The sequence below is a fragment of the Subtercola sp. YIM 133946 genome, from assembly GCF_036553535.1.
Taxonomy (GTDB): domain Bacteria; phylum Actinomycetota; class Actinomycetes; order Actinomycetales; family Microbacteriaceae; genus Subtercola.
The window spans coordinates 38,158-51,099 of the sequence record NZ_JAZHPE010000002.1 but is presented as its reverse complement, the minus strand read 5'-3'; the positions used below and the strand labels follow the sequence as shown (position 1 = coordinate 51,099).

The following is a 12,942-nucleotide window of genomic DNA, read 5'->3' as shown; positions in this document are numbered from 1 at the left end:
CGAGCGGGCCGCGCTGCGGCGCCGGCAGCCGGTCAGCCCAACCTGGCAGATCGTGTTCAGCCTGCACATATAAAACCTTCAGCTGGGCCATGGATGCTGAACGTGCTTGAAAGGAGCACCCCCGTGTCAGAAAGCACTGAAAACGACATTCCCCTTCACCCGAGCGCCTCCGACCAGACTCCCGAGGCAGTGCAGCCTCCCGAGGCAGTGCAGCCTCCCCAGGCGCCGACGGATGCCCAGCCCACCGCCGCGCAGCCCACCGCCGCGCAGCCCACCGAGGTTCTCCCGCCCGCGCCCGTGATTCCGCCGGCCGCCACAGCCACTGCCGGTGCGCACGGCGCGCCAGTACCTCCGATTCAGCCTGTCGCCCCCGTGGCGCCGGTCGCCGGTGCTCCCACCTACGGCCAGACCCTGCCCACGACCCCGATCGCAGGCCAGGCTCCTCACGCCCAGCCCGTCGCCGGGCAGGCGCCCCTCGCCCAGCCCGTCGCCGGCCAGATGGCACCTGGCGCACCCGGCACGCCCGGCGCCCCGGCCCAGCCCAACTATGGCTATCCCGCCAGCTCGACGGCCCCCGCCGCGGCAGTCGTCGGTTCGGGCGCCGCCCAGCCCAACTACGGCAACGGCGGCTTCGGCCAGCCACCCGTCGGCCCCCCGTACGGTTCTGACGGGCAGCCGCTGCCGGCGGGCTCCGCTCCGGCCAAGCGGCGCGGCGGTGCAGCACTGGTCGCCGCACTCGTCATCGGCGCACTGATCGGTGGAGCATCCGGGGCCGGCATCAGCGTCTGGGCCCTCTCGCAGAACGGCACCTCATCGACGCAGGCCTCGAGCCCGCAGACGATCACCGTCAACAACCCGAACAACGTCAACGACATCACCGCTGTCGCCACGAAGGCCTCGCCCTCGGTGGTCACCCTCTCGGTGACCGACGGCTCGACCACGTCGGGCACGGGGTCAGGTGTCATTCTCTCGGCCGACGGCTACGTGCTGACGAACACGCACGTCGTCACCCTCGACGGCGCCACCGCCAGCCCCACCATCTCGGTGACGGCGGCCGATGGCAAGATCTACGTCGGCAAGGTGGTCGGCACCGACCCCGTCGCCGACCTCGCCGTGGTCAAGCTGCAGGATGCCAGCGGCCTCGCCCCCATCGAGTGGGGCGACTCGTCGAAGCTGAACGTCGGCGACACCGCCATCGCCATCGGCGCCCCGCTCGGTCTCTCGGGCACGGTCACGAACGGCATCGTCAGCTCGCTGAACCGCAGCATCACCGTCGCGTCGTCGGCGGCACCCGACACCTCGGGCGAGGAGGCCACCCCCGACCCGAACAGCACAGGCAGCCCCTACGACTTCTGGAACTTCGACATTCCGGGCCAGGGCGACTCGCAGGCTCAGACGCCGTCGACGGCCAGCAGCACCATCTCGCTCGCGGTCATCCAGACCGACGCCGCGATCAACCCGGGCAACTCGGGTGGCGCGCTGCTCAACTCCGACGGCCAGCTGATCGGCATCAACGTGGCGATCGCCAGCGCCGACTCGTCGAGCTCGTCGACCAGCCAGTCGGGCAGCATCGGCGTCGGTTTCTCGATTCCGGCGAACTTCGCCAAGCGCATCTCTGACGAGATCATCGCCAACGGCAAGGCCACCCACGGCCTGCTGGGCGCGTCGATCGCCGCCTCGAGCGACGCCTCGGCCACGGTCGTCGGTGCCACGGTCGCCGACGTGACGAGCGGGGGAGCGGCAGCGGCGGCGGGCATCCAGAAGGGTGACGTCATCACCTCCTTCAACGGCATCCCGATCACCGACGCGACCGACCTCACCGCGCAGGTTCGGGTGCTGCCGGCCGGCGCCACCGCCAGCGTCACCTACATGCGCGGATCGACGTCGAAGACCGTCACCGTCACCCTGGGCGAGCTCGCGAGCTGACCCGGGCGGGCATCGCCCGCACCACCCGCACACCCCGAAAGCGCACTCGCGCTAACTGGTAGGCTCATCGTTGCTATTGGCGCGATGGGCCTACCGGTCTGTTGGCACCTCATCCACCGAGCGGAACACATGACCGATCCCACGCCCTCGTCTTCGGCGTCACCGCCCCTGACGGCGATCGTCGTGGTTCGCAATGACGCCGCGACCCTGCCGACCGCGATCGACTCGCTGCTGACCCAGAGTTACGGCGGCGACCTGCACATCGTCATCGCCGTGTCACCGAGCACCGACGGCACGGGCGACCTCGCTGCCGCACTCGCCGCCGAGCATCCGCGCATCTCGGTGCTCGAGTTCGCGTCGTCGTCGCTGGTGGTCGGTGTGAACGAGGCGATCGCCGCCGCCCGCACCTCCCTCGTGATCAGGGTCGACCCGCGCGCAGCGCTGCCCGAAGGCTTCGCCACCGAGGCTGTGGCCGCGATGGCGAGAACGGATGCCGTCGCCCTCGTCGCCCGCATCACGCCGGTCGGCACGACCTCGTTCGAGCGGGCGGTCTCGCTGGCGACGCTGAGCTCGGTGGGGCTCGCGCGAGACCCGCTGACCCCCTACGGCGAGGTGAGTGCTGCGGCGGCCGGCCCCGAGCGCCAGGCGCAGTCGGCGTTCGCCCACGTCATCCGGCGCCGCACCTTCATCGAGATCGGCCTGTACAACGAAGAGATTCGGCACGGGCAGGGCTGGGAGCTGAACGAGCGCCTGCGCGAGGCGGGCCACACGGTGTGGTTCGAGCCGGCGCTGCACCTCGACTACCGCCCGCCGTCACGGGTGGTCGACGTCACCCGGTCGCTCTTCGCCGAGGGGCTCTGGCGGGGCGAGTTCGCACGTGCCTTCCCCGAAGAGAAGGTGCTGCGCTTCTTTCTGCCGTCGCTCGTCGTCATCGTCACGATTCTGGCCTTCATTCTGGGCGCCGTCGGGTTCTTCGGCCTGGTCGCCGGCGCGCTCGGCGTCGCTGCGGTGGTCTCGGTGATCCTGTTCGCCCTGCTCGTGGTGCCGGTGGTCTATCTGGTGGGTGTGGTGGTGCTGGCGATCTCGGCGATGGTCAGAACCGAACCGCGCACCGGTCTCTGGTTCGCGCTGGTGCTGCCGTTGGTGCACTTCAGCTGGGGCTTCGGGTTCATCGCAGGGTTCGTGAACCTCGAGGGCGCGGCCGACACCGTCATCGTCGACTTCGACTGACCCGGGCGACCGGTCAGCTGGCTGGGCGGCGGTGGGCTGGGTATCAGCGGCGGGTGCTGCTGAACTGGGTGACGACGTGGCCGCCAGCCTCGTCGACGATGCGCACCGCAACCACGCACGGGCCGTCGTGGCGGGGCACACGGATGCGCGCGCGGCGCTTCAGCCGGCGACCGCGGCCGGATGACCACCCGGGCCTGAAGACCTCGCCGTCGTACGCGGGGTCGATGTGCCAGCGGACGACTGTCGCGCCTGTGGGCGTCACGCCAGAACGCAGCTCGACCGTCGCGTCGTGCCACTCGACCTCGGGCAGGTGCCACAGAATGTCGACCTCGGTCGACGTCATACCGATTATGTGCATGAGGCATTAAAGCATCAACCCCCGACACTCTCTGACGTTCTCTCGCCTCAGAAGCTGACCCGCCACAGGTACTCCTCACCGCTCGGCCGGAACCAGCGCACAACGAGCACCGTGCGTCGGGCGAGGTCGTCGCCCCTGATGACCACCTCGGCGCCTTCGCCCACGTCGAGAGTGCGCGGAACGGCCGACGTCATCACTCCCGACCCGAGCAGCGAGAAGGTCAGCCCGACCAGGCGTTCGTGCCCCACGTTGACGATGCGGTAGCGGGGCGCCCCCGAGCGGTCGACGCGCAACGGCACCGAGTACGCCGCCTCGCGCGGGTCGATGTCGTCGTGGGCGGCCGCGGTGAATGCGCCGCCGCCCGGGTGGATGCCGTCGTGCGCCGCCACGGAGTGCACAGCGCCGCGCCCGGCGCTGTCGACGGGAACCTCTGCGTCGTCGGCAGCCCCGCTCGAGGCGGCCTCGCCGGATGGCCCCGGGGTGGCGACGGGGCGCGGGGTGCCACGAGTCGAAGGGTGCAGCGCGTGTTGCATGCCGCGATCATAGGTCTGCCCACCGACTGCGCCGCGGGTGCCGCAGGGCTGCCGGGGCTCGCCTGTGCACTCAGGGCAGCGGCGTCGCCTGTGGGGGAGGCGGGCTGACCGGGTGGCCGTAGTTCACAGGGCGGTCGGCGGCCCGTGGTGCGGCGTTCTTCGGCGGCCTGGCGGGCTTGGGTGCCTTCGGTGCCTTCTGCGCTTTCGCCGGCTTCGGCGTCTTCGCAGCCTTGGGTGCCTTCGCCGGCCTCGGCGAGTCGACCGTGAGCGTGATGCGCGGCTCGAGACCGGGAGGGAACTCGAGCGGAGCCGGTCCGAACGCCGAGCGCGCGCTGCGCACAACGCGCCGGCCGAGAATGTTGTTGCCGGCCCCGCCGATGACGGCACCGATGCCGAAGGGCATCAGGCGACCGACCGCCGTCGATCCCGTCCACGCCGCGAAGTGCTTCAGAAAGGTCTTCTTCACCTGGTCGGCGACCGGCCCCACGGCCGCAGAGGGCAGATTGCGGGTGACCAGCGTGCCCCAGAACTGTGTGCGAGCCGCGCCGATGCCCCCGGCCTGCTTGGCCAGCTGCTCGACGAGCTCCACGCCTCCGCTGCCGAGCATCAGCGTCATGACCAGTGCGCGCGCCCGGTCGGGGTTCTCGACCGCGATGCCGTGCACCTCGGTCACCGACTGTGCGAAAAGGGCACTGGCCTCGAGAAAGCCGAGCGTCTCGACCCCGGTCAGGGCGAGGGATGTCGCGGTGCCCACCGCGGGGATCACCGAGGTCGCACCGACCGCCGCCCCACCCGAGGTGACCGCCGTCAGGTAGTGCCGTTCGAGAATACCGATCAGCTGTTGCGGGCTCGCTCCCGGGTGCCGCCTGCGCAGACCGCGGATGTGCGCCAGCACGACGGGCCGATGGATGCTCAGCACCCTGTCGACGCCGCGCACCACATTCGGGTTCACCTGGGAGGCGTTCATCGGTTCGTTCAGCGGTAGGTTCGAGGCCATCGGCAGTTCTCTCCTGAATGCGGTGTGAACGGCCAATTGTATGTCGGCAGAGGGGGATGTTCGAGGCTCAGCTGGGTCGACACCCACTGTGATATACATGCTGCTGTCGGGCCTTTTCGTGCAGGGTCATGGCAGGGGCAGAGACGGCGAGGCACACCGGGGATTGATAGGTTGATGCAGTGACTTCAGACACAGAGCGTCGAGACGACGGAGGCGACCAGGCCGAGACGGCCACCGCGAGCCGTACCCCGGCCAGGCGTGCGCCCGCGCGCCCGAAGGCCACCCCCGCGCGCGCCGCGGCGTCGGGCGCGGCCAAGAGACCGGCCGCGTCGGTGGCGGCGAAACGCGCCCAGTCGGTCGCGCGGCCTGCTGACGCTACCACCGCCGAAACCTCCACCGCCGCAGCGCCCACCGCCGCAACCTCCACCACCGATCTGATGGCCCGTGACGACGCGAGCCCCGCTGCGGCCCCGTCCACCTCCTCCGCGACCGACTCGTCCGGAGAGCCCGTAGGCGCCTCCGCGCCGGCCACCCCCGCTCGCCGCCCGGCCCCGGTGCGCAAGCCCGCCGCGGCGGGTACCCGTTCGACCACCCCGCGCCCGTCGACCCCCCGTTCCCCGGCGTCGTCCACTCCTCGCGCACCCCGCACCTCGGCGGCCCGCAGCACTACCGCTCGCACCACCCCCCGGGCCGCCTCCACACAGACTCCTCCGTTCCCCGTCGATGCTGCAGCGAAGGATGCCGCAGAGAAGGATGCCGCAGAGAAGGATGCCGCAGAGAAGGATGCCGCAGCCGAGGCTGTGACCGTTCTCGACGCCGCTGCGCCCGAGACGGCAACGGTGACTCCGTCGCCGAGTGGCCGAACCGCAGCCGGCACCGCGAAGGCAGCCGGCGCGAAGACCGCCGCCCCGCGCAGACGCCCGGCCCCGCGCACGAAGGCGGCCGCCGCCGCCGCGTCTGCTGCGTCGGCCACGGCCTCGGCCCCTTCCACGCCCGACGCCGAGACCGAGGTCATAACGACGATGCGATCGACCCCGCTCGACCGCATCGAGGAGGCGTTCGCCCTCCACGCCGACGAACCGGCCACCGAACGCGTGATCGCCGACGAAGCCACCGTCGCCGAACCTGCATCCACTGCGCACACGGCTGCAGCAGACGACACGATCGCGGCCGCTGACGTCACGGTCGTTCGCGGAGAAGACGTGGTCGCCGACGAGACATCTGTCGACGACGAGTCGGCTGCCGGGCATCCGTTCGCCATCGCCGACGAGACCCACGCCGACGAGACCGACGCCGACGAGACCTTGGCCGACGAGACCTTCGCCGATGAGACTGAAACCGTCGAGCCCGTCGCCGACAAGACCTTCGCCGACGAGACCTTCGCCGATGAGACTGAAACCGTCGGGCCCGAAGCCGACGAGACTGAAGTCGTCGAGCCCCAGGCTCACGAGCGCTTCGCCAACGACCGCACGGTCGCCGAACCTGTGGCCACCGACGGCGCCGACCCCGAGGTGCCGACTGCGCCGAACGCGGCGCTCTCGCTCACGCACCTCGTGAAGCGGTTCGGCTCGACGATCGCGGTCGACGGCGTCGACCTCGAGGTGCAGCGTGGCGGCTTCTACGGAATCGTCGGCCCGAACGGCGCCGGCAAGACGACGACACTCTCGATGATCACCGGCCTCGTGCGCCCCGACGAGGGCGTCGTGCGCGTCGACGGCCACGACGTGTGGAAAGACGTCAGTGAGGCCAAGCGCATGATCGGCGTGCTGCCCGACAAGCTGCGCCTGTTCGACCGGCTCACCGGCCGCCAGCTGCTGCACTACTCGGGTTCGCTGCGCGGGCTCAAGGGCCAGACCGTGCGCGAGCGCAGTGATGAACTGGCCGAGGCGTTCGGCATTCAGGATGCCCTGAACCGCCTCGTCTCGGACTACTCGGCCGGAATGACCAAGAAGGTCGCCCTCGCGGCCTCGATGATCCATTCGCCCCGGTTGCTGGTGCTCGACGAACCGTTCGAGTCGGTCGACCCGGTGTCGGCCGACACCGTCACCGAGATTCTGCAGAAGTACGTCGCCGCAGGCGGAACCGTCGTGCTCTCGAGCCACAGCATGGACATGATCGAGCGCGTCTGCGACGGCGTCGCGATCATCGTGCACGGCCGGGTGCTCAGCAGCGGCAGTGTCGACCAGGTCAGGAACGGCTCGACCCTCGAAGACCGGTTCATCGAGCTCGCGGGTGGCCACAAGGCAGTTGAAGGCATGGAATGGTTGCTGAGCTCTTTAGACTGAGGCTCGCGCTTCTCAGCAACATCTTCACCGGCAGCAGGGCGCGCACGTTCGGCGTGACCGTCGGGCTGATCGCGGCCCTCATAGCGGTCATCGCCGTGTGCCTGCGCGCGATCGGCCTCGCCGACGCCGCCCCCGAGATGGCGCGCACCGACATCGTCGTCGCCGGGTCGGTGGTCGTTCTCGCGTTCGCGATCGTTCCGCTCATTCTGCAACGCGCCGACCCCGTCGACCCGCGCCGCTTCGGCTTCTTCGGCATCGCGCCACGCACGCTGGCGATCGGCCTGGCCGTCAGCGCCTTCGCGGCGCTGCCGGTCGTCGCCGTGACCCTGTTCGCACTGTCGAGCATCGTGACCTGGTCGAACGACGTGGGGCTGGTGCTGCTCGCGATCGTCGGCGCTGCGCTCGCGGTCGCCACGTGCATCCTGTTCGGTCGGCTGTCGTCGTCGCTCGCGGCGTTCCTGCTGTCGACCCGGCGTGCCCGAGAGATCGCGGGCGTCATCGGGGTGCTGATTCTCGTGCTGCTCGCTCCCGCCGTGGTGCTCGCGCTGAGCGTGAACTGGGGCGCATCGGGCGAGAGCGTGGGTGAGAGTGTGGCGGCCCTCGCCGGCTTCACCCCGTTCGGCGCGGCCTGGGCCATTCCCGCGGCGGCGGCGACCGGAGACGCCGGCGCCGCCTGGCTGAGCTTCGCCATCGCCGCGATCACAGTGGTGGTGCTCTGGCTGGCGTGGTCGGCGCTCGTGGCGGTCATGCTGCAGTCGAACCGCAGCGACGACGAAAGAGCCGAGCCCGCGGGCCTCGGCTGGTTCGCGCGCCTGCCCTCGACGCCGACGGGCTCGATCGCCGCACGCAGTCTCACCTACTGGTCGCGCGACCCGCGGTACTTCGTGCCGCTGGTGATCGTGCCGATCGTGCCGATCGTCATGGCGATTCCGTTCGTGCTGGTGGCTTTTCCGCTGACGACCTATGCGCTCATCCCGCTGCCGGTCATGTGCCTGTTCCTCGGCTTCATGGTGCACAACGACATCGCGCTCGACAGCTCAGCCGTGTGGCTGCACATCGTTTCGGGCAAGCGCGGGCTCGCCGACCGGCTGGGCCGCATGGCGCCCGTGCTCCTGATCGGTCTGCCGCTCATCGGCATCGGCTCGGTCTTCACCGTCTTTCTCGCCGCGAACAGCGCCGCGCTGCCGGCGGTTCTCGGCGTCAGCACCTGCATTCTGTTCAGCGCGCTCGGCCTCGGCAGCGTCATCTCGGCCCGTTTTCCCTACGCAGCCACGAGGCCGGGCGACAGCCCGTTCGTGCAGCCCCAGGCGACCGGATCGACCTCGGCATTCGTTCAGGTGGGCACGGTCGTGGGCACGCTGCTGTTCTCGGTGCCGAGCCTGATGTTCGCCATCCAGGCGATCTCAGGTGACGCCGATGCGTACTGGATGTCGCTCTGGTGGGGCGTGGCGATCGGTGTCGCCGCACTGGTTCTGGGTGCCCTGGCCGGCGGTGCCGTGGTGAACCGCCGAGGGCCTGAGATTCTGGCGAGCTCACTGCGAAGCTGAGCCGCGAGCCGCCACCCTGCACGCTGGCCGGGCTACAATTTTTGCATGTACATTTCGCCCCGAGCATCCATCGCCGACCCCGGCGCCCCCGGCAGCCTCCCCGACGGCGGCGGAACGGCGACCCTCGAGCGTGAGCTCGAAGAGATGCTCGAGAACGAGCATGTCGAGCCCGGCGATCACGAGCGCTTCTCGCACTACGTGCAGAAAGAGAAGATTCTCGAGTCGGCCATGACCGGCAAGCCGGTGAAGGCGCTCTGCGGCAAGAAGTGGGTGCCGGGCCGTGACCCCGACAAGTTTCCCGTCTGCCCGACCTGCAAAGAGATCTACGAGAAGATGCAAGACGAGTGATGCGCCACCCAGGGGCAACGCGAACGCGGCGCTAGGGCGTCGGCGCCGTCACATACTCGGTCGGGATGACCGGCTCTCCGCCGCGCGCCAGCCGGAACGCCTGCTCGGGCAGCTCCCGCACGACCCGCGCGTGGTGCTCCCTGGCCGCCTGAACGCCCTGCGGCCCGACGAACCGCTCGTCGATGACGCCGTTCTGCACCAGCACCTCGCCGAGCAGGCGTGATTTCGTCGGCTCGGCCCCGTCGACGTCGGAGTCGATGTAGAGCACCTCGGCGGTGGCCAGGCCGTCGGAGCCGAGCCGGCGCAGTGCGATCTTGCGCCCGCCGACCGAGGTCTTCTTGGCCGATCGCTTCGCCACTGACACCCACGAGCCGTCGTCGTCGGTGTGAGCGACGAGCTTGTAGACCATTCCGGCCGCCACCGAACCGCTGCCGGTGACCACCGAGGTGCCGACCCCGTACGAGTCGACGGGGGTGCCCGAGAGCGCCGCGATCGTGTACTCGTCGAGGTCGCTCGTCACCGTGATCTTCGTGTCGGTGTTACCGAGAGCATCCAGTCTCGCCCGCACCGAGGCCACCAGCGCAGGCAGGTCGCCCGAGTCGAGCCGCACCGCACCGAGCTCACGGCCGGCCACGCGCACGGCCAGGTCGGCGCCCGCGTCGACGTCGAAGGTGTCGATGAGCAGGGTCGTGCCTGGGCCCATCGAGGCGACCTGTGATTCGAACGCCTCTTCTTCGGTGTCGTGCAGCAGAGTGAACGCATGCGCGGCGGTGCCCATCGTGGGCACGCCCCAGCTGCGGCCGGCCTCGAGGTTCGAGGTGGCCGAGAACCCGGCGATGTACGCGGCCCGCGCGGCGGCCACGGCAGACCGCTCGCCGGTGCGCCGCGAGCCCATCTCGGCCAGTGGCCGCCCGGCCGCAGCCGAGACCATGCGCGCCGCCGCGCTCGCCACCGACGAGTCGTAGTTGAAGACGCTCAGCAGCAGCGTCTCGAGGATGACCCCCTCGGCGAACGACGACTCGACCGTGAGAATCGGCGACCCGGGAAAGTACAGCTCACCTTCGCGGTACCCGCGAATGGTTCCGCTGAACCGGTAGTCGGCGAGCCAGTCGAGCGTGGGCGCACTCACCACGTCGTTCTGCCGCAACCAGTCGAGCTCGGCCTCGCCGAACCGGAAGTCGCGCACGAGTTCGAGGGCACGACCGGTGCCCGCCACCACGCCGTAGCGGCGATCGTGCGGCAGCGACCTGGCGAACACCTCGAAGAGGCACGAGCGCCCTGCGGTGCCGTCGCGCAGGGCGGCGTCGAGCATGGTGAGCTCGTAGCGGTCGGTGAGGAGGGCGGTCGATGGCGCCGCGGCAGGTGTCGAACTCACCCTGCCGAGCCTACGCCCGTGCCCGCCAGCGACCGGTCAGGCGAGCCGTATAAGCTTGACGCCCGTGAGCGACGCACCGATTGGCATCTTCGATTCCGGTGTCGGCGGTCTCACCGTGGCCCGCGCCATCCGCGACCAGTTGCCAGGGGAGTCGCTGCTCTACGTCGGCGACACCGCGCACTCGCCCTACGGCCCCAAGCCGCTCGCCGAGGTTCGTGAGTATGCCCTCGCTGTGCTCGACGACCTCGTGGCGCAGGGCGTCAAGATGCTCGTCATCGCCTGCAACACGGCCTCCGCTGCAATGCTGCGGGATGCCCGGGAGCGGTACACGCTGCCCGTGATCGAGGTAATCCAGCCCGCCGTTCGGGCGGCCGTTCGCGCCACCCGCAATAACCGCGTCGGCGTGATCGGAACGCTCGGCACCATCAACTCCCGCTCGTACAACGACGCCTTCGCCGCCGCGCCGCACCTCGAACTGTTCAGCGAGGCCTGCCCGCGGTTCGTCGACTTCGTCGAGGCGGGTGACACGTCGAGCCCTGAGCTGCTCTCGGTCGCGGCCGAATACCTGGCGCCGCTGAAGCGGGCTGGGGTCGACACGGTGGTGCTGGGATGCACGCACTATCCGTTTCTGAAGGGCGCGATCGGCGTGCTGATGGGCGACGGCGTCTCGCTGGTGTCGAGTGACACCGAGACGGCCAACGATGTGTATCGCGAACTGGTGGGCCTGGGCATCCAGCGCACCAGCCGAACGGCGCCGAGCTACCGCTACGAGGCCACCGGCGAGAGTGCCGACGAGTTTCTGCGCCTCGCCCACCAGTTTCTCGGCCCCGAAGTGTCGCGCGTCGACCTCGTCGAGACCGGAGTCATCTCACTGCCGCCCCTTCTCAAGGAGACCCCATGACCGACCACTCGCACGCAGGGCAGGCCAGCTCAGCGCAGATCGGTGCCGAGAGCACCACGGTGCGCACTGACGGGCGCCGCATAGACGACCTGCGCGACGTCACCATCGAGCGGGGCTGGAGCACGCAGGCCGAGGGGTCGGCGCTCATCTCGTTCGGCAACACGAAGGTGCTCTGCACCGCGTCGTTCACGAACGGCGTGCCGCGCTGGATGTCGGGCAAGGGCAAGGGCTGGGTCACCGCCGAGTACGCCATGCTGCCCCGGGCGACCAACAGCCGCACCGACCGTGAGTCGGTCAAGGGCAAGATCGGCGGCCGCACCCACGAGATCTCGCGGCTGATCGGTCGCTCGCTGCGGGCCGTCGTCGACTTGAAGGCGCTGGGCGAGAACACCATCGTGATCGACTGCGACGTGCTGCAGGCAGACGGCGGCACACGCACCGCCGCCATCACCGGCGCGTATGTGGCCATGGTCGACGCCATCGAATGGGCCCGCGGCAAGAAGTTCATCGGGCAGAAGGCGAAGCCGCTGATCGACAGCGTCTCGGCGGTCTCGGTGGGCATCATCGACGGTGAACCGATGCTCGACCTGGCGTACGTCGAAGACGTACGCGCCGAGACCGACATGAACGTCGTGGTGACCGGGCGCGGACTCTTCGTCGAGGTGCAGGGCACCGCCGAGGGCGCACCGTTCGACCGCGCCGAGCTCGACTCCCTGCTCGACCTCGCCCTGACCGGCACGGCCGAGCTCGCACGGGTGCAGCAGCTGGCCCTGAACCTCGACGATTGACGGCAGAATGACGATCAGGGTGGTTCTGGCCACGCACAACCAGCACAAGGTCGAAGAGTTCCAGGCACTGCTCGGTGAGAGCCTGCCCGACCTCGAGATCGTCGCCTACGATGGCCCCGAGCCCGTCGAAGACGGCGTCACCTTCGCCGAGAACGCCCTCATCAAGGCCCGGGCTGCGGCGGCGCACACCGGCCTGCCGGCCCTCGCCGACGACTCCGGGCTCTGCATCGATGTCTTGAACGGCGCCCCCGGCATCTTCTCCGCACGCTGGGCCGGCCACGGCAGGGGAGACGCGGCGAACCGCGACCTGCTGCTCGACCAACTGGGCGACGTGCTCGACGAGCATCGCGGCGCGGCGTTCGCCTGCACGATCGCGCTGGTCGTGCCCGAGCCGGGCGGTACGGATGCCCCCGCCGTCGAAGAGACCGTCGAGGGCCTCTGGCGCGGCCGACTGGCCCGCCGGGCCAGCGGGTCGAACGGTTTCGGCTACGACCCCCTGTTCATTCCCCACGGCCTTGCCGTGACGGCCGCCGAGCTCTCGCCGGCTGAGAAGAATGCGATCAGTCATCGCGCGATCGCGCTCGCGGCGGCCGTTCCCGTGCTGAGACGGGCCTTCGAGGCGACGACCAGCTGACCCACGGCAGACCTTCGGCG

Annotated in this window: 12 protein-coding genes; 8 read left to right on the top strand and 4 right to left on the bottom strand. The window is 69.9% G+C overall.

The features are described from left to right. The first annotated feature begins 123 nt into the window (after positions 1–123). Positions 124–1,926 (top strand): trypsin-like peptidase domain-containing protein, encoded by a 1,803-nt coding sequence (locus V3W46_RS00460; RefSeq protein WP_331781111.1) that lies wholly within the window; start codon positions 124–126, stop codon positions 1,924–1,926. 129 nt (positions 1,927–2,055) lie between these two features. Further along, positions 2,056–3,156, top strand: a complete 1,101-nt coding sequence (locus V3W46_RS00455) for a glycosyltransferase (RefSeq protein ID WP_331781110.1) — start codon at positions 2,056–2,058, stop codon at positions 3,154–3,156. Positions 3,157–3,199: 43 nt separating this feature from the next. Here the strand turns inward: V3W46_RS00455 and V3W46_RS00450 are convergent, their stop codons facing one another. From V3W46_RS00450 to V3W46_RS00440, 3 genes are all read right to left on the bottom strand, one after another. Further along, entirely contained in the window at positions 3,200–3,514 is a 315-nt protein-coding gene (locus V3W46_RS00450) for a hypothetical protein (protein ID WP_331781109.1), read from the bottom strand. Between the two features lie 47 nt (positions 3,515–3,561). Then, a complete protein-coding gene (locus V3W46_RS00445) occupies positions 3,562–4,047 on the bottom strand; it encodes a hypothetical protein (protein WP_331781108.1) in 486 nt (161 codons plus the stop codon). Positions 4,048–4,117: 70 nt separating this feature from the next. Beyond that, complete coding sequence (locus tag V3W46_RS00440; RefSeq protein WP_331781107.1) at positions 4,118–5,044, bottom strand: hypothetical protein; 927 nt, start codon at positions 5,042–5,044, stop codon at positions 4,118–4,120. 179 nt (positions 5,045–5,223) lie between these two features. Between V3W46_RS00440 and V3W46_RS00435 the strand changes: the two genes are divergently transcribed. Genes V3W46_RS00435 through V3W46_RS00425 form a run of 3 tightly spaced genes read left to right on the top strand, consistent with a single transcriptional unit; the run spans position 5,224 to position 9,224 of the window. Beyond that, positions 5,224–7,329 carry an ABC transporter ATP-binding protein gene (locus tag V3W46_RS00435; RefSeq protein ID WP_331781106.1) on the top strand — a complete coding sequence of 702 codons (2,106 nt, stop codon included), beginning with the start codon at positions 5,224–5,226 and terminating at the stop codon, positions 7,327–7,329. Next, a complete protein-coding gene (locus V3W46_RS00430; RefSeq protein ID WP_331781105.1) occupies positions 7,305–8,876 on the top strand; it encodes an ABC transporter permease in 1,572 nt (523 codons plus the stop codon). Before V3W46_RS00435 ends, V3W46_RS00430 begins: the two co-directional genes overlap by 25 nt. Before the next feature lie 45 nt (positions 8,877–8,921). Continuing rightward, positions 8,922–9,224, top strand: a complete 303-nt coding sequence (locus tag V3W46_RS00425) for a DUF3039 domain-containing protein (RefSeq protein WP_331781104.1) — start codon at positions 8,922–8,924, stop codon at positions 9,222–9,224. A 31-nt stretch (positions 9,225–9,255) separates the two neighbouring features. Here the strand turns inward: V3W46_RS00425 and V3W46_RS00420 are convergent, their stop codons facing one another. Continuing rightward, positions 9,256–10,536, bottom strand: a complete 1,281-nt coding sequence (locus tag V3W46_RS00420; RefSeq protein ID WP_443069902.1) for a nicotinate phosphoribosyltransferase — start codon at positions 10,534–10,536, stop codon at positions 9,256–9,258. 127 nt (positions 10,537–10,663) lie between these two features. Here V3W46_RS00420 and murI point away from each other — a divergent pair, with 127 nt between their 5' ends. The 3 genes from murI to rdgB are packed head-to-tail and all read left to right on the top strand — an operon-like array spanning position 10,664 to position 12,922. Further along, entirely contained in the window at positions 10,664–11,500 is an 837-nt protein-coding gene (gene murI / locus V3W46_RS00415; protein ID WP_331781102.1) for a glutamate racemase, read from the top strand. After that, the gene (gene rph / locus V3W46_RS00410; protein ID WP_331781101.1) at positions 11,497–12,288 is read left to right on the top strand and encodes a ribonuclease PH; all 792 of its coding nucleotides are present in this window, start codon (positions 11,497–11,499) and stop codon (positions 12,286–12,288) included. Before murI ends, rph begins: the two co-directional genes overlap by 4 nt. Before the next feature lie 7 nt (positions 12,289–12,295). Next, positions 12,296–12,922 (top strand): RdgB/HAM1 family non-canonical purine NTP pyrophosphatase, encoded by a 627-nt coding sequence (gene rdgB, locus V3W46_RS00405; RefSeq protein ID WP_331781100.1) that lies wholly within the window; start codon positions 12,296–12,298, stop codon positions 12,920–12,922. Positions 12,923–12,942 lie beyond the last annotated feature (20 nt).

Excerpts from the sequence above, each read along its gene's own strand:
- V3W46_RS00455 (WP_331781110.1), top strand. The coding sequence starts at position 2,056 with ATGACCGATCCCACGCCCTCGTCTTCGGCGTCACCGCCCCTGACGGCG.
- V3W46_RS00450 (WP_331781109.1), bottom strand. The coding sequence starts at position 3,514 with ATGCACATAATCGGTATGACGTCGACCGAGGTCGACATTCTGTGGCAC.
- V3W46_RS00445 (WP_331781108.1), bottom strand. The coding sequence starts at position 4,047 with ATGCAACACGCGCTGCACCCTTCGACTCGTGGCACCCCGCGCCCCGTC.
- V3W46_RS00440 (WP_331781107.1), bottom strand. The coding sequence starts at position 5,044 with ATGGCCTCGAACCTACCGCTGAACGAACCGATGAACGCCTCCCAGGTG.
- V3W46_RS00430 (WP_331781105.1), top strand. The coding sequence starts at position 7,305 with ATGGTTGCTGAGCTCTTTAGACTGAGGCTCGCGCTTCTCAGCAACATC.
- V3W46_RS00425 (WP_331781104.1), top strand. The coding sequence starts at position 8,922 with ATGTACATTTCGCCCCGAGCATCCATCGCCGACCCCGGCGCCCCCGGC.
- V3W46_RS00420 (WP_443069902.1), bottom strand. The coding sequence starts at position 10,536 with ATGCTCGACGCCGCCCTGCGCGACGGCACCGCAGGGCGCTCGTGCCTC.
- rph (WP_331781101.1), top strand. The coding sequence starts at position 11,497 with ATGACCGACCACTCGCACGCAGGGCAGGCCAGCTCAGCGCAGATCGGT.
- rdgB (WP_331781100.1), top strand. The coding sequence starts at position 12,296 with ATGACGATCAGGGTGGTTCTGGCCACGCACAACCAGCACAAGGTCGAA.